General features: G+C 45.8%; 13 protein-coding genes. 8 read left to right on the top strand and 5 right to left on the bottom strand.

Translation table 11 applies throughout. From position 1 onward, the window contains the following. Positions 1-80 precede the first annotated feature (80 nt). The gene (locus AC2A4J_RS07450; protein WP_484175512.1) at positions 81-608 is read right to left on the bottom strand and encodes an NUDIX hydrolase; all 528 of its coding nucleotides are present in this window, start codon (positions 606-608) and stop codon (positions 81-83) included. Between the two features lie 82 nt (positions 609-690). After that, positions 691-1,035: a winged helix-turn-helix transcriptional regulator gene (locus AC2A4J_RS07445; protein WP_255825405.1), complete on the bottom strand. Its 345-nt coding sequence runs from the start codon at positions 1,033-1,035 to the stop codon at positions 691-693. Positions 1,036-1,145: 110 nt separating this feature from the next. Between AC2A4J_RS07445 and AC2A4J_RS07440 the strand changes: the two genes are divergently transcribed. Together AC2A4J_RS07440 and AC2A4J_RS07435 are read left to right on the top strand one after the other, a co-directional pair. Further along, the gene (locus tag AC2A4J_RS07440) at positions 1,146-1,913 is read left to right on the top strand and encodes an SDR family NAD(P)-dependent oxidoreductase (protein ID WP_484175511.1); all 768 of its coding nucleotides are present in this window, start codon (positions 1,146-1,148) and stop codon (positions 1,911-1,913) included. A gap of 46 nt (positions 1,914-1,959) precedes the next feature. Further along, the gene (locus AC2A4J_RS07435; RefSeq protein WP_484175510.1) at positions 1,960-2,280 is read left to right on the top strand and encodes a YdhR family protein; all 321 of its coding nucleotides are present in this window, start codon (positions 1,960-1,962) and stop codon (positions 2,278-2,280) included. A 1,243-nt stretch (positions 2,281-3,523) separates the two neighbouring features. Here the strand turns inward: AC2A4J_RS07435 and AC2A4J_RS07430 are convergent. From AC2A4J_RS07430 to apbC, 3 genes are all read right to left on the bottom strand, one after another. Beyond that, entirely contained in the window at positions 3,524-3,988 is a 465-nt protein-coding gene (locus AC2A4J_RS07430; protein WP_484175509.1) for a hypothetical protein, read from the bottom strand. Between the two features lie 1,272 nt (positions 3,989-5,260). Next, positions 5,261-5,848 carry a dCTP deaminase gene (gene dcd, locus AC2A4J_RS07425; protein ID WP_110573774.1) on the bottom strand — a complete coding sequence of 196 codons (588 nt, stop codon included), beginning with the start codon at positions 5,846-5,848 and terminating at the stop codon, positions 5,261-5,263. 9 nt (positions 5,849-5,857) lie between these two features. Continuing rightward, positions 5,858-6,928 (bottom strand): iron-sulfur cluster carrier protein ApbC, encoded by a 1,071-nt coding sequence (gene apbC, locus AC2A4J_RS07420; RefSeq protein WP_484175508.1) that lies wholly within the window; start codon positions 6,926-6,928, stop codon positions 5,858-5,860. A 241-nt stretch (positions 6,929-7,169) separates the two neighbouring features. Between apbC and metG the strand changes: the two genes are divergently transcribed. The 6 genes from metG (at position 7,170) to rsxG (ending at position 15,330) form a co-directional block, all read left to right on the top strand. Further along, positions 7,170-9,221, top strand: coding sequence for a methionine--tRNA ligase (metG, locus tag AC2A4J_RS07415; protein ID WP_484175507.1), 2,052 nt, complete (start codon positions 7,170-7,172; stop codon positions 9,219-9,221). 287 nt (positions 9,222-9,508) lie between these two features. Then, positions 9,509-10,090 (top strand): electron transport complex subunit RsxA, encoded by a 582-nt coding sequence (gene rsxA / locus AC2A4J_RS07410; RefSeq protein ID WP_012069258.1) that lies wholly within the window; start codon positions 9,509-9,511, stop codon positions 10,088-10,090. Between the two features lie 10 nt (positions 10,091-10,100). Next, positions 10,101-10,697, top strand: a complete 597-nt coding sequence (gene rsxB / locus AC2A4J_RS07405; RefSeq protein WP_255825517.1) for an electron transport complex subunit RsxB — start codon at positions 10,101-10,103, stop codon at positions 10,695-10,697. After that, a complete protein-coding gene (rsxC, locus tag AC2A4J_RS07400) occupies positions 10,697-13,654 on the top strand; it encodes an electron transport complex subunit RsxC (RefSeq protein ID WP_484175506.1) in 2,958 nt (985 codons plus the stop codon). Before rsxB ends, rsxC begins: the two co-directional genes overlap by 1 nt. After that, entirely contained in the window at positions 13,655-14,713 is a 1,059-nt protein-coding gene (rsxD, locus tag AC2A4J_RS07395) for an electron transport complex subunit RsxD (RefSeq protein ID WP_255825521.1), read from the top strand. It abuts the gene before it with no gap. After that, on the top strand, positions 14,713-15,330 hold the full coding sequence (rsxG, locus tag AC2A4J_RS07390) for an electron transport complex subunit RsxG (protein ID WP_484175505.1): 618 nt from the start codon (positions 14,713-14,715) through the stop codon (positions 15,328-15,330). Before rsxD ends, rsxG begins: the two co-directional genes overlap by 1 nt. Positions 15,331-15,332: the final 2 nt, after the last annotated feature.

The following is a 15,332-nucleotide window of genomic DNA, read 5'->3' as shown; positions in this document are numbered from 1 at the left end:
TAAACACCAATAAGTATAAAAGCTTTCTCGTAAACATACCCAACCCTAGTGCATGAAACCCAGAAAAAACAGAAACCGCCTCAGTTTACAACCGCCAACAACTCATCCCTAATCAAGCATAACAAAAAGGTTTCACGCTCAATCGACATACCTTTTTTATCACTGTTTTTAATCGTATCGAGATTATGATTAATAGCATCGTGAACATTAATCCACACTGGCTTCATACCGTTTTTGACTTCGTAATCTTCCAAACTCGTCTCGCCTAACTGCTCATCAATCTCACAGGTATAGCAATAAGACTTCATCTGCATGATCTCAAAACCATCCCTATTCCAAGGACGAAACTCCTCATACAGACCAAACGCCTCGACATTACGAATATTCCGCGCTCCCGTCTCCTCCGTTAACTCACGGATCAAACCTTCCACCTGATTCTCACCTTCATCAATCCCTCCACCCGGCAAGGTATAATCATCGTAACGCTGGGTATACAACATCAAAATATCCTCGCCGTTTAAAATAATCCCACGGGCAGCAAGACGTAAAAAAGAGGATTGATCGACAGGCTCGATACTGGGGTGGATAGAAGATTTTAGTAAACGCATAGATTGGGGTACTTCGTGTAATTAAGATAATTTTTTACTTAGTGAATTAAGCGCATCAGACTCCGTTACCCGAACAACGCCACTACGCAATTTCACATTCAATCTCGTTCTGTAACTTTTCCAGCTCATCAAGAATTCGAAGAAATTTTGTGCCAAAGCGAGTCACACGATATTCCACTCTAGGTGGTACTTCATTAAAGTCAACGCGTTCCAAAATACCAAATTTTGTATTTTTTCTCAGACATTCATTCAGCACCTTAGTCGTCAATCCCTCAACACTTCGGACCATGGCCCCAGGTCGATTAATGTCATTTGCCAAAAGCTGGTAGATGGTTAATGACCATTTACAACCATAAATAGTCTCAACCATACGCGCACTTTTCTCAGGTGCAGACTTCTTTGGAAATATTTTTTCCTGTTCTTTCATAAAGATATACCAATAAGTACCTACCGCACCAAATTGTGCCTAATTTTCAATAGTCTACGGGGATTGTAATCTACTTCCACACTTTAATATTTACCTGTAGAGATAATCAAATGAAAAACATAAATAGTTCTTACGCTTTAATTCTAGGCGGCTCTAGCGGAATGGGATTTGCGACAGCAAAGCAACTACTCAAACGTGGCATTCCAACCATCATTGTAGGCAGCTCCACGACAAAACTTGCGGCTGCTAAACAGGAACTTGCCGAATTGGGGCATATTGAAACGCTGCAAGCAAACTTATACAAAACCGATGACGTTCAACGCATACTGGATTTTGTCGCTAATCATGACAGCCATATAAAATATTTCGTAAATGCAGCGGGGAAATTCAAACCAACGGCATTTTTAGAACACGATCATAAGGATTACGATGCGTATCAGGAACTGAACCGTGCGGCATTCTTTATATCTCAAGCCGTCGCCAAAAACATGGCATCTAATGGCGGCGGTTCAATTGTACATATTGGCTCAATGTGGGCAAAACAAGCCATCAAAGCCACACCATCGTCGGCTTACTCAATGGCTAAAGCTGGCCTGCATGCACTCACACAACATATGGCAATGGAATTAGCTGACCAGAACATTCGCGTCAATGCGGTTTCACCTGCAGTGGTAAAAACCCCTATTTACGAATCCTTCATTGACCCAAGTGCAATCGATGAAACACTCGCTACATTTGATGGCTTCCATCCAATTGGAAGAATTGGCACAGCCGAAGATGTCGCCAAGACAATTAACTTTCTACTAAGCAGTGATTCAAGCTGGGTAACTGGCGCTATTTGGGATGTGGATGGTGGCGTAATCGCAGGCCGAAACTAATCCCTTAATTAAGATCCCACTAAATATTAAAACTAAGGAGTCTACAATGACCCAACCAAACCGTGTTTTTCTGTACGCTGAACTTCAAGTATCAGCACCATTTACTGAAGAAGTATGGCAAGAAGCTAACCCAGCAATGCAAACAGTCACCGGGCTTCGAAATAAAACTTGGCTAAGCGGCATCAACAATCACTCCGTAGGCGGCTTCTACGAGTTCGACTCAGTACAAAACGCCCGCGCCTACGCAGAAGGCATGTTGTCCGATATAGCCAAATCAATAAACGCCAGCCTCAGCATTAAATTATTTGATGGTGACGTCGTGGCCGAAGCAAGTAAAGGCATGAGCTCTCCCTACTTCAACGCCTAACAGCCATAACGGTTTTCCCTTAATCCCCCTAACCTTCTCCTTTTTATTTCCAAGGGGAAGGCGGAGGATGGGGTTGTTCTTTGGGCCTTCAAGGATATTTGTTACTTCTCAATGACTTTGAGCTGCAAGTTTATTCCGCCCTGCTGGGCGGGTAACTTTTGTCCTCTGTTTAATTCAGAAAAGTACAAAAGTAACCAAAAGGTCTCTTTATCGGGCTATCGCCCAAACGTCTCATTCACTTTGCTTAACATCCTGATTAGCAACACGACTTTTATCGTAAGGCATAGATTGATCTTGCTGCTGGAGAGAGCCTTTCCGTTAATGACTCGGAAACTCCATAGAGTCGCGCAATCGACTATCTAATAGAAAACGCGTCGAACTGACTTCTTCGTAGCTATTCGTATAAAACTAAAACGTAGGGCATCATAAGCGCAGCGTAATGTGCCGCTGAAAGCGAAGCTTTCATCGTATGGTAGATCGCAGCTTTAGCCCGACGCGGAATTTAGATTCCATTCAAACGCCTTGGGTTCCTGACCTTTATTCCGCTCTACTGGGCGAGGGCTTAGTCCCTTCCCCTTTTGTCTTCCAAGGGGAAGGCGGAGGATGGGGTTGTTCTTTTATCGGGCTATCGCCCAAACGTCTCATTCACATTGTTTAACATCACATCTAGCAACACGACTTTTATCGTAAGTCATAGATTGGTTATTTAGTAAGAGATAGATCATCAAACAATGACCCAGAAACTCCATAGAGTCGCGCAATCGGGATTGCGTCGAAGGGGCTTCTTCGTAGCTATTCGTGTAAAACTAAAACGTAGGGCATCATAAGCGCAGCGTAATGTGCCGCTGAAAGCGAAGCTTTCATTGTATGGTAGATCGCAGCTTTAACCCGACGCGGAATTCATGCTCCATTCAAACGCTTTGGATTCACAACCTTCATTCCGCCCTGCTGGGCGAGGGCTTAGTGCCTTTCTCTTTTGTCTTCCAAGGGGAAAATTAAGATGGGGGTAATTTCTTCTTCGGGCTATCGCCCAAACGTCTCATTCACATTGCTTAACGTCACGTCTAGCAACACGACTTTTATCGTAAGGCATAGATTGGACTTGCTGCTCAAGAAAGCCTTTCTGTTAATGACTTTGAGATTCCTTAGAGTCGCGCAATCGGGATTGCGTCGAAGGGGGTAACGCCCGTATTTGCGGCTGGCTTGGAGCGTAGCGGAAAACCAGTCCGCAAACATGCGCTTGTTAGGCATTTACTTCTCGCTCAACGTACTCAACGAGCAACTCAAGAGATACCTTGTGCCACTCGGCTAGATAAGAGCCCTTTTCTTGTACAACTCTTTCAGCATCCTTACCTAGAAACAGCAGCATCGAAAGGAGATCCTTAATTTTCAGATCCGGCTCAGGCTCGTGAGCCATTCGATTGCGGATTCCCTTGAAATTTAGCAGGGACTCATATGTTTTCTGCTTTATTATACCAAGCGCAAAAGATAATTGGATTAGCCTTGCCAAACTATCTCCTACTACCTTTTGAACACCGATATCATTTACGAACTTCGACTTCACAGCCTCACCAAGGATTACTTCAATTTTAGCTGCTGCTCTTATTATATTCAGAGCGTGCTTATCCATAAGATCGAGATGGAGTTTGATTCTTTCTTTCAAGGAATCATCTACTTCGTTTTTTACGTAATCGTCTGGTCTGCCCATGAATGTTCCTTTGCCTAACAATTAAGGGTTATACAACAGCGTAGCTGTGGCTATAACCCACTGTTGAACGGCTGCGTTGTCTATATAGGGGATTTGCTTTTTTCATGGTAGGACCTCCCTGTTATATAACTCGCTAAATACCAAAGCCTGTCTGGACTATGGTGCTTCAGATCGTCTTTGATCACCACTATGTTGGTTCTTTATTAGCTCTTTTGTAGCGCGATTTCACCCGCGAGGCAAGCGATTCCCTCAGTCCTTATGACCTGATGCGTTTTTTAGAACTTACTCTTCTCTGTCGCTCAGTGAAGCGGCCTAGCTCGGTAATTAATAATGCACATGCTCTTTAGTTTTTTGTAGTTCTAAAGAGCGACTGCCTTAGAAAATAAAAAAGGTTGGGAATAAAAAGCGTTTGAATGGCGGCACATCAGTCTTATGTTAACAGCCTGATTTTCATAACCATCCTTGTTATAAAAAACAAAAAGCCCTTATAAAATAAGGGCTTTTCGAGTAGAACTTCCATTGAGGTTGATGCTATTTATTGCGGGGATGCCTCTACCGCCGCGACTTCAAATGAGGTTGGTGTTTTTCATGTGGGGATGCCTCTACCGCCACGTCATCTACATGCTTAGTATCGTTATCTCAGACGTTAATGTCAACAAACTGTACATTTATCAACCTAAGAACATATCAAATTAAGTCACAAAAAAACAACGACAATACAATGAAAGCTTCGCTTTCAGCGTCAGATCACGCCTCGTGCCTCGTCTCATCAGACCTACGTTCTTTGGTACCTATTATTGAATTCACTATGAAGTCAGTTCGACGCGACGAAGTTGCGCGACTTTATGGAGTTTCAGGGTCATTGTTTAACGAACCATCTCTCACTAAATAAACCATCTAAGCCTTACGGTAAAAATCGTCTTGCTAAACCTGTATTAAACAATATGAATGAGACGTTTGGGCGATAGCCCGATAAAGAGACCTTTTGGTTACTTTTGCGGATCTGGGCAAAAGTTACCCGCTCAGCTTTTTCCTGAATTAAAAAGCGGAATAAACCTGCAGCTCGGAGCTATTGAGAAGTAACAAATATCCTTTAAAACCCAAAGAAATAACCCCATCCTAACCTTCCCCTTGAAGAAAGGGGAAGGAACTAGCCCGCTCAGCAGAGCGGAACCAAGCTTGCAAACTAGGAATCGCTGAGAAGTAACTATTTGACCTTATAAAAACAAAAAAAGAGGCCGAGGCCTCTTTCTAGTCGATCTTAAAAAAGGTCTAAGATTTATCACCGGAAATCCGGCTACCTACCGCTGAGGTTTGATCTTTATACTTGGCGTTATCCCTTTTGTTATAAGGACGATCAGCCGAACCCGACATGGTTTCGAAGTTGATGGCACCAATAGTCATGCCCGGACTTAGGGCGATGGGTAGTTTGCCGCCGTTGAGGAATTCTAGAACGATGCCGCCGCTCCAACCTGGGTCGATGCGGTGTGCGGTGACGTGAACCATTAAGCCAAGGCGTGCCAAGGAAGAACGTCCGTCGAGCCAACCAACTAGGTTGTCAGGTACAGTGACAGATTCTTTGGTGACGCCAAGTACGAGTTCGCCCGGATGGATGAAGAAAGGTTTGCCATCTTCGACAAGGATTTCTTCGCTCATGACGGATTCGATAACTTTGCTTAAGTCAGCTTTTGAGCTGCTTAGATCAAGATAAGGCGCTGGGTGACCTTGAAAGACACGAAACGAGTTGCCCAATCGTAGGTCAACAGATACGCCGCTGATAACGCTGTTATCTGGGCGAGGCTCGATGACAATGGAACCTTCGTCTAGGGCTTTTATAATATCTCGGTCACACAAACGCATTACTTTTCCTCAATCGTCGCTCATGCCAATAATAGGCATCGCTGTTTGTTCATTTTGTTGGGATGCAAGGGTAGCACCAAGCTTGCGTGCAATCGACTGATAAATGCCTGCGGTATCACTTTCTGGGGCATTTACCACGATTGGTCGGCCTGCGTCGCTTTGTTCGCGGATCGCTAGGCTTAGTGGTAGTTTACCCAATACATTGACATCGTATTCTTTGGCTAGGCTCGCACCGCCTTCGTCGCCAAAGATGGCTTCGTGATGACCGCAGTTGGAGCAGATGTGCGTCGACATGTTTTCCACCACGCCCAATACTGGAATGTTTACCTTGTTGAACATTTCAATGCCGCGGCGAGCATCCAATAAAGCGATGTCTTGTGGTGTGGTGACAACAACTGAACCGGCAACGGGGACTTTTTGTGCAAGCGTTAATTGAATGTCGCCTGTACCCGGTGGCATGTCGATAAATAGGTAATCAAGATTATCCCAATCGGTTTGCGTTAAAATCTGCATCAGAGCACCTGTCACCATAGGGCCACGCCATGCAACTGGCGTGTCTTTGGTGGTCAGAAACGCCATGGACATCACTTGTACACCAAAGGCCGTTGGTGGGATGAAGAATTTCTCGTCACGGACTTGTGGGCGAGTACCCTCTTCAAACCCTAGCAACATGCCTTGGCTTGGGCCATAGATGTCTGCATCCAGAATACCAACGCGAGCGCCCTCTTTTGCCATAGCAAGAGCAAGGTTAACGGTCGTGGTAGATTTGCCCACGCCACCTTTGCCAGACGCTACGGCGATGATATTTTTCACGCCTTTCATGCCTGGAATGCTGCCTTGTGTGGCTTGGCTTTTAACTTGAAAGTCGATGTCTAACACCAAGTTACGAGAATCGCCCAAGAGTTCTTTGATCTTGGCTTCTAGTTGAGCTTGTTGTTTTTGCGCAGGATAGCCGAGCGTTAAAGTGACATGAACTCGGCTGTCGTCTGCAACAACATTCCAAGCAGCACCATAAGGTTGGCCGCTGTTGTCGTCGATTAGGGTTTCTAAAGTCGCCTGTAGTTGGGCATCAGTTAGCATGGGGGCTCCTAGTTAGGCGTATTTTAAAGAGTGTTTATTTTATAACGTTGAGCCAAGTGTGGGGGCAAATTGCAGAAAAGCAAGACTGGGATACAAGACTAGCGCTTGCACACGCGGGATTGGGACTTATAATGTCGCTTTTCTTAGAGAATCTATCTTTTAGGCGCTTTATTCATTCGTCATCTACGTCTAATTATTGATAGAATACCCGACCTTTTTTAATCCAGCAGGCTTATCAAAAATGGCACAAACGCAACGCAAAATTTTAGTCACCAGCGCCCTTCCTTATGCCAATGGTTCTATCCATTTGGGGCATATGCTGGAACACATCCAAACCGATATCTGGGTGCGTTTTCAAAAAATGCGCGGCCATCTTTGTACAGCAGTGTGTGCGGATGACGCTCACGGCACGGCGATTATGATCAAAGCCGCGCAAAATGGCATTACATCAGAAGAGTTGATCGAAGGGGTTCGCCAAGAACACATGGCAGACTTTAATGACTTCTTGATTGGTTACGATAATTACCACTCAACACATTCTGACGAAAACCGCGAATTCTCAAACAGCATTTACACAGCTCTTCGTGACAATGGCAAAATCGCGGTACGCTCTATCGTGCAAGCGTACGACCCAGAGAAAGAAATGTTCCTTGCGGATCGTTTCATTAAGGGGACTTGCCCTAAGTGTAAAGCAGAAGATCAATACGGCGACAACTGTGAAGTCTGTTCTGCCACCTACACACCAATGGAAATGATCAATCCGCGCTCTGTTTATTCTGGCGCGACGCCAATTGAAAAAGACTCAGAACATTATTTCTTTAAATTGCCAGACTTCCAAGATTTCCTAGCGAAATGGACACGTAGCGGCACTTTGCAAGACCAAGTGGCTAACAAGCTATCTGAGTGGTTAGATTCTGGTTTGAAAGAATGGGACATCAGCCGCGATGCGCCTTACTTTGGTTTTGAAATCCCAGACGCACCGGGTAAGTATTTCTACGTTTGGCTAGACGCACCAATTGGTTACATGGCGAGCTTCAAAAATCTGTGTGATCGCACCGAAGGTTTGGAGTTTGATGATTACTGGGCGAAAGATTCTGACGCCGAACTTTACCACTTCATCGGTAAAGACATTATCAATTTCCACGCTTTGTTCTGGCCTGCCATGCTGGACTGTGCTGGCTACCGCACGCCGACAGCGGTTAACGCACACGGTTATGTAACCGTTGACGGCGAAAAAATGTCTAAGTCGCGCGGTACCTTTATTAAAGCCCGCACTTACTTGAAGCATTTAGATCCGCAATACTTGCGTTACTACTATGCAGCCAAACTAAACTCTCGGGTTGACGATATCGATCTTAGCCTAAGCGATTTCTTGCAGCGCGTGAATTCAGACGTCGTGGGTAAAGTCGTTAACATAGCGAGCCGTACAGCGAGCTTCATCAACAAGAAGTTCGATGGTCAATTGGCTAGCGACGTGAGCGAAGCGGAGATGATTCAATCTTTCGTTGACGCTGGCGATGTGATTGCCGAGCACTTTGAAAGCCGCGAATACGGTAAAGCCATTCGTGAAATCATGCGCCTTGCTGACGTAGCGAACGAATACATTGCCGTTCAAGCGCCTTGGGTGTTGGCAAAAGACGAAGCAACTTTACCGAAGGTTCAGGACGTTTGTACCGTTGCCTTGAACTTGTTCAGCATATTAGCAACTTACTTGAAACCAGTCATGCCAAACTTGGTGGCCGACGCGGAAGCCTTCCTTGGCAAAGAGCTAACTTGGGATAACCGCAGCGAATTGTTGTTTGGCAACACGGTGAACAAATTCAAGCCGCTGATGGGTCGTATTGAGCAAGCACAAATCGATGCCATCATCGAAGAAGGCAAGGTAGAAGCGGCGGCAGAGGCAGCAGCAAAAGAAGCGGCGCAACCGACTCAAGCGGAAACCGAACTCAGCAAAGAACCCATCGAAGCAGAAATCAATTTCGATGACTTTGCGAAAGTGGACTTGCGCATCGCTTTAATCGTGAAAGCCGAGCACGTTGAAAAAGCCAATAAGCTGCTAAAATTGACCTTAGACATTGGTGGCGAAACACGCACTGTGTTCTCTGGTATTAAGTCAGCTTATAAGCCAGAAGACTTAGAAGGCAAACACACCGTGATGGTTGCCAACCTTGCACCTCGCAAAATGAAGTTTGGTATGTCAGAAGGCATGGTATTGGCTGCAGGCCCTGGTGGTGAAGAAATTTATCTTCTAGAACCTCACGCTGGTGCAAAACCTGGCCAACGCGTCATGTAAGGTAAGCCACACGACATAGTCCTATACAGACAAGAAAAGCAATACATTCCAGTGCTCACCTTAGTAAATAAGAAAGATTCTTAATAAGGTGGGCATTGGCATTAATAAAGAAACATAAATTGAACTTATATAAGCATAACTTATTATCTATATACTAAATCGGACTAGAAATACAAAAGCTTTAGTCTTGTTAGTTATAAGCAGATTGGTATAGTTACGCTCAAAGATACTTTTCTCTTAAAGGTATCTAAAACCACATACTATTCACCGCATACTTTGGATTTGAGATGACTGAATATCTCCTGATACTGGTCAGTACCATTCTGGTTAATAACTTTGTATTGGTACAGTTTCTGGGCCTATGCCCTTTCATGGGCGTGTCTGGGAAACTAGAAACCTCTATTGGCATGGCAATGGCGACGACCTTTGTTTTAACCTTGTCCAGCCTGTGCAGTTATCTAACTTATACCTACATACTTCAGCCATTTGGCCTTGAATACCTACAAACCATTTCTTTTATCTTGGTGATCGCCGTTGTTGTGCAATTCACTGAAATGGTGGTCCATAAAACCAGTCCGCTACTGTATCGCGTATTAGGTATTTTCCTACCTCTTATCACCACAAACTGCGCCGTATTGGGTGTGGCTCTGCAAAACATCAGCAAGCAAAACGGTTTTGTTGAATCCATTCTTTATGGTTTTGGTGCGGCGGTGGGCTTTTCCTTCGTATTGATTTTGTTCTCTGCCATGCGCGAACGCATCAACGTGGCGGATGTACCGACTGTTTTCAAAGGTTCCGCTATCGGCATGATTACCGCTGGTCTTATGGCCCTTGCTTTCATGGGCTTTACCGCCCTTGTGCAGATTTAGGAGTCAGACGATGTTTACTGTTTTACTCGCCATCGGCATTTTAGTTCTTTTATCGCTTATTTTCGGCGCTATTTTGGGTTATGCCAACGTGCGTTTCCACGTTGAAGGCGACCCAATTGTCGACCAAATCGATGCCCTTTTGCCGCAAACACAGTGTGGCCAATGTGGTCATCCAGGCTGCCGTCCATATGCCGAAGCCATTGCTAACGGTGAAGCCATTAATCATTGCCCTCCTGGTGGTCAAGCCACTATCCAAGCCTTAGCCGATTTGCTGGATGTAGAGGCGGTTCCTTTAGATGGCGATCACGGCGCAGAAAGCGCGAAACGTGTCGCGGTAATTCGTGAAGACGAATGCATCGGCTGCACTAAGTGCATTCAAGCGTGCCCTGTAGACGCGATTTTAGGTGCGGCGAAACAAATGCACACCGTCATAGCGGATGAATGCACAGGCTGTGACCTTTGTGTCGAGCCTTGCCCTGTAGATTGTATTGATATGGTAGAAGTAGGCGTGACAGCGAAAACTTGGTCTTGGGATAAACCGCAAGGTATCGCGGCAACGTCGTTAAACGTTATTGCCACCGACCGCCAAGCGGAGGTGACGCACTGATGCAAGCAGATAAACAACAAACAGCACAGGTTTTTTCTTTTCACGGCGGCATTCACCCACCGGAAAACAAAGCGCAATCTCTGCAATTACCGTTGGGGAAACCAAGTTTACCGAGCGAGCTTATTTTGCCTCTTGGACAACATATTGGTCAGAGCTCTCGCCCGTTAGTAAAAGTCGGCGACAAGGTATTAAAAGGCGAAACCATCGCAATTAATAATGGTTTTTTAAGCAGTTTTTTACATGCGCCAACTTCTGGCACTATTGCAGCTATTGAAGAACGCCTAATTGCCCATCCATCTGGTTTAAGCGACCTTTGTATTATCCTCACACCTGATGGCAATGATACATGGGCGAACCTTGAGCCACTAAGCAAATGGCAAGAGATCAGTAAAACAGACGTTCTGGCCTATTTGTCTGAAATGGGCATCATAGGTATGGGTGGCGCTGGCTTTCCAACTCAAGTGAAACTTCAAGGTGCCCACAAGAATCCGCTCACACATTTCATTATTAACGCGGCAGAATGTGAACCTTACATTACCGCTGATGATATGTTGATTCGTGAGAAAACCTTAGAGTTAGTGTTAGGCATCGAGATACTTCAACACCTTGTTGAAGCAGATAACATTGTCATTGGTATTGAAGACAATAAACCGACCGCCATTGCCGCATTAAAAGCCGTATTAACAGAACGCAACAGCAAGATTCAAATTGCGGTTGTGCCAACTAAATACCCTTCAGGCGGCGAAAAACAATTAATCCAGCTATTAACGGGCAAAGAAGTCCCAAGTGGACAATACCCAGCAGACATTGGCGTTTTATGTCAAAACGTCGGCACCTGTGTGGCAGTTCACGATGCGATTACACTTGGTAAACCACTCATTTCACGTTTTACCACCTTAACGGGCGATGCATTAAAAAACCCGCAAAACGTCGAAGTACTGTTCGGTACGCCAGTAGCGCACCTATTAGAATACGCCGATTCTGAACCGAAAAAACTCAGCCGCTTGATCATGGGCGGCCCAATGATGGGCTACACCTTAGATTCAGCCACGGTACCGATTGTAAAAACCAGTAACTGCATTTTAGCCGCCAGCAAAAAAGAACTGCCTGCGCCGGCACCAGAGCAAGCCTGTATCCGTTGCGGCATGTGCGAACAAGCCTGTCCTGCCAGCTTGTTACCCCAACAGTTATTGTGGTTCAGTAAAAGCCAAGAATTCGAAAAAGCCGAACACCATAACCTATTCGATTGCATCGAATGTGGCGCTTGCTCTTATGTTTGCCCAAGCAGCATTCCACTGGTGCAATATTACCGTCATTCCAAGAGCAGCATCCGTGAAGCTCGCGAAGCCAACGTCAAATCAGACTTGGCGAAGCAACGCTTTGAAGCCCGTAAAGCACGCCAAGACGCTGAAGCCGCGGAGAAAGAAGCCAAACGCCTTGCTCGTCAAAAAGCAACATCAGACAAAGCGACGGATAAGAAGAAAGCAGCACCAGCAAAAGCAGCTCCAACGGCCGCCGCTGCACCTGCAACCAACGACGAATCGAAAAAACTCAAAGTCGATATCGCCATTGGCAAATCCAAATTGAAGAAGTTGCAAAAGCAGTTGCTTGAAGCGCAAGAAAACGAACACGTGGAAGAGATCAACAGCTTGCAACTGCAAGTTACCGATCAAGAAAAAGCCATCGCAACACTGGAAGAACAGCTTGCGCAAATTCCAAGCGCAGCGCCTGCCACTCCAGTGGCAAATACCGCCAAAGCAAGTCCAGCGCCTGTTAGCGACGAGCTGAAAAAAGCCAAAGTTGATGTAGCCTTGATTGGCGTGAAGCTGAAGAAACTGCAAAAGCAGCTTATAGAGACACCAGATGATCAAGAGTTGAAAGACAAGATCAGCGCTTTTGAAACCGATCTAAAAGCCGCGCAAGACACAGTCAGTAAGCTAAATGAAAGTGCTCAGGCAAGCGCAAACGCGGCAGCAACCGAACCAAAAGCCGCGGTTAGCGATGAATTGAAAAAGCTAAAAATCGATGCCGCCATTGCCAAAGCGGCGGTGAAGAAAGTCGAAAAAGCCTTGAAGAAGGCAGAAGAAATAAACGCGCCAGAAATCGAAGCGATTCGCCAGCAATTACAAGAAGCCCAGCAGCGAGCTAATGAACTGGAACAAGCCTTAGCTAATCCAGAAGCTGCAGCACCCAAAGCGGCTCCAGTAAAAGCAGAACCTGAAACCAACGTCGATGCCGACGCAGCTAAGAAGCGCAAAATAGATCTAGCCATTGCCAAGGCTGGCATTAAAAAGGCCGAGAAAAACATTCAGCTCCTGAAAGAGCAAGGCAAGGACGAGGCTGAAATCAATGCGTCGGAATGGCCGAGCAAATTAAAAGAGGCACAGGATAAACTCGCCGGACTTGAGAAGGAACAGGCATCTGAGGCAACAGCACCCTCTGTCGCAACAGACACAAGTGCAACAATTGCCACCGCTAACATCGATGCGGATGCCGCTAAAAAACGCAAGATCGACCTAGCTATTGCTAAGGCCGGCATTAAGAAAGCCGAGAAAAACATTCAGCTTTTAAAAGACCAAGGCAAAGACGAAAGCGAGATAGAAGCATCGGAGTGGCCTAAAAAGCTCATTGAGGCACAACAAAAGCTCGCCGCGCTTGAAGCAGAAGAAAGCACATCAGCTACTTCCGTTTCTACGCCTGTAGAGAAAACAGCAGCTAACAGTGAAGCCAAAGTCGAGCCTGAAATGGATCTAGCGACGCAGATCAAGAAAGAAAAAATCGCTGTCGCGCTCGCCAAAGCGCAAATTAACAAGCTCAACAAGCGTTTAGAAAACTCGCCTGAAGACGCCGACAGCATCAATCAAGAAATTGCCGCTACTAAGCAACGTCTGCAGAGCGCCGAAATCTTGTTAGAAAAACTTATTCATTCGCAAACCAACATGCAAGAGAATCGTTAAATGGCATTATTGAGGATCACCTCCCCCCACACACAACGTGCAGGACGTCGCACCTCTTGGGTGATGCAGATGGTCATTTTAGCGACCATTCCTGGCATAGTCGTACAGACTTGGCTATTTGGCTGGGGCACGCTAATCAACCTAATGATCGCCTGCATCACTGCATTATTAAGTGAAGCGGCTATTTTAGCCATTCGTCGTCGTGCTGTCGGTTTCTTCTTGAAAGATTACAGCGCTCTATTAACCGCGGTGCTGTTAGGCGTTGCCTTGCCTCCCGTTGTGCCTTGGTGGGTAACGGTGACAGCGGTGGCGTTTGCGATTATCTTTGCCAAGCAACTTTATGGTGGCTTGGGCAACAACCCGTTTAACCCTGCTATGGTCGGTTATGCCATTGTCTTGGTGTCTTTTCCTGTGCCTATGAGCCAATGGCTTGGCGTACAAAGCATGATTCCTGCAGGCGAGACGTTGTCCTTCATGCAGAGCTTGCAGGCTATTTTCCATCACTTACCCGTGATTGATAGTTACACCATGGCAACGCCTTTAGATGGCTTCAAACACAAAGACCTATTAGATTCGCAAGCCGCCTTTAGCAGCATTGCTGCACTTCAAGGTCCCAGCTTAAACAGCTGGCTTTGGGTAAACGCAGCATATCTTGTCGGTGGTCTTGGATTGATCTGGCTACGTATTATCACCTGGCACACGCCAGCGGCAATGTTGGGTGCATTACTGGTCATGGCGGGTGTTTTTCACCTATTTGACCCAAGCAATACAGCAACGCCTTTCTTTCACCTAACCACTGGCGCAGCCATGTTTGGCGCCTTCTTTATTGCCACTGATCCTGTGTCGTCTTGTACCAGTAATCGCGGCAAGCTGATTTATGGCGCAGGCATTGGCATCTTGATCTACATTATTCGCTCTTGGGGTGGTTACCCTGATGGCGTGGCATTTGGCGTCTTGTTAATGAACTTCGCAGCACCGTTAATCGATTACTACACACAACCAAGAACCTATGGACATAAAAAAGCCAAAACCGGTTTAAAAATTGGGGAGGATAACTAATGGAATTGTTCGCCTCTATTCGTCGCAATAGTCTTGGTTTGGGTATATTCGCGGTACTGACAGCTGGCCTTATTGCCATTACTCATCAGCTGACAGATCACACCATCAAGAACAATATTTTGGATGCGCAAATTTCAGCCTTCAATGAGATTTTGCCGGCTGACTTATACGACAACGATTTAACCAAAGACACGGCAATTCTGCCTGCTGACCCATTACTTGGCAGCGAGGAAGGAATCAAGATTCACATCGCTCGTAAAAATGGCGAAGTCTCTGGCATCATCTTCGAAACCATTGCACCACGCGGCTATAATGGCAACTTAGACATGCTGGTTGCCATTGATAAAAACGGCGTCGTCACTGGCAGCCGAGTCATCAGTCATAAAGAAACACCAGGGCTTGGCGACAAGGTAGATCTTAAAAAATCCAAATGGATTTTAAGCTTTGCCAACAAGTCGTTAGAAAATCCAACCCTAAAAGGTTGGGCAGTAAAAAAAGACGGTGGTGATTTTGACCAATTTACCGGTGCGACCATTACCCCTCGTGCCGTGGTTCGTGCCGTAAAAAATACGCTAATTTATTTTGATCAACACAAAGATACGCTGTTAGCGTATTAGGA

It is taken from the genome of Marinomonas sp. ATLA20, assembly GCF_057180105.1.
Note: the sequence above shows the minus strand (reverse complement) of the source record. Positions and strands in the feature narration are given on the sequence as shown.

Bases quoted from the DNA above. Each gene is read 5' to 3' on its own strand.
- rsxG (WP_484175505.1), top strand. From the start codon at position 14,713: ATGGAATTGTTCGCCTCTATTCGTCGCAATAGTCTTGGTTTGGGTATA.
- AC2A4J_RS07435 (WP_484175510.1), top strand. From the start codon at position 1,960: ATGACCCAACCAAACCGTGTTTTTCTGTACGCTGAACTTCAAGTATCA.
- AC2A4J_RS07445 (WP_255825405.1), bottom strand. From the start codon at position 1,035: ATGAAAGAACAGGAAAAAATATTTCCAAAGAAGTCTGCACCTGAGAAA.
- apbC (WP_484175508.1), bottom strand. From the start codon at position 6,928: ATGCTAACTGATGCCCAACTACAGGCGACTTTAGAAACCCTAATCGAC.
- metG (WP_484175507.1), top strand. From the start codon at position 7,170: ATGGCACAAACGCAACGCAAAATTTTAGTCACCAGCGCCCTTCCTTAT.
- rsxD (WP_255825521.1), top strand. From the start codon at position 13,655: ATGGCATTATTGAGGATCACCTCCCCCCACACACAACGTGCAGGACGT.
- AC2A4J_RS07440 (WP_484175511.1), top strand. From the start codon at position 1,146: ATGAAAAACATAAATAGTTCTTACGCTTTAATTCTAGGCGGCTCTAGC.
- rsxB (WP_255825517.1), top strand. From the start codon at position 10,101: ATGTTTACTGTTTTACTCGCCATCGGCATTTTAGTTCTTTTATCGCTT.
- AC2A4J_RS07450 (WP_484175512.1), bottom strand. From the start codon at position 608: ATGCGTTTACTAAAATCTTCTATCCACCCCAGTATCGAGCCTGTCGAT.
- dcd (WP_110573774.1), bottom strand. From the start codon at position 5,848: ATGCGTTTGTGTGACCGAGATATTATAAAAGCCCTAGACGAAGGTTCC.
- AC2A4J_RS07430 (WP_484175509.1), bottom strand. From the start codon at position 3,988: ATGGGCAGACCAGACGATTACGTAAAAAACGAAGTAGATGATTCCTTG.
- rsxC (WP_484175506.1), top strand. From the start codon at position 10,697: ATGCAAGCAGATAAACAACAAACAGCACAGGTTTTTTCTTTTCACGGC.
- rsxA (WP_012069258.1), top strand. From the start codon at position 9,509: ATGACTGAATATCTCCTGATACTGGTCAGTACCATTCTGGTTAATAAC.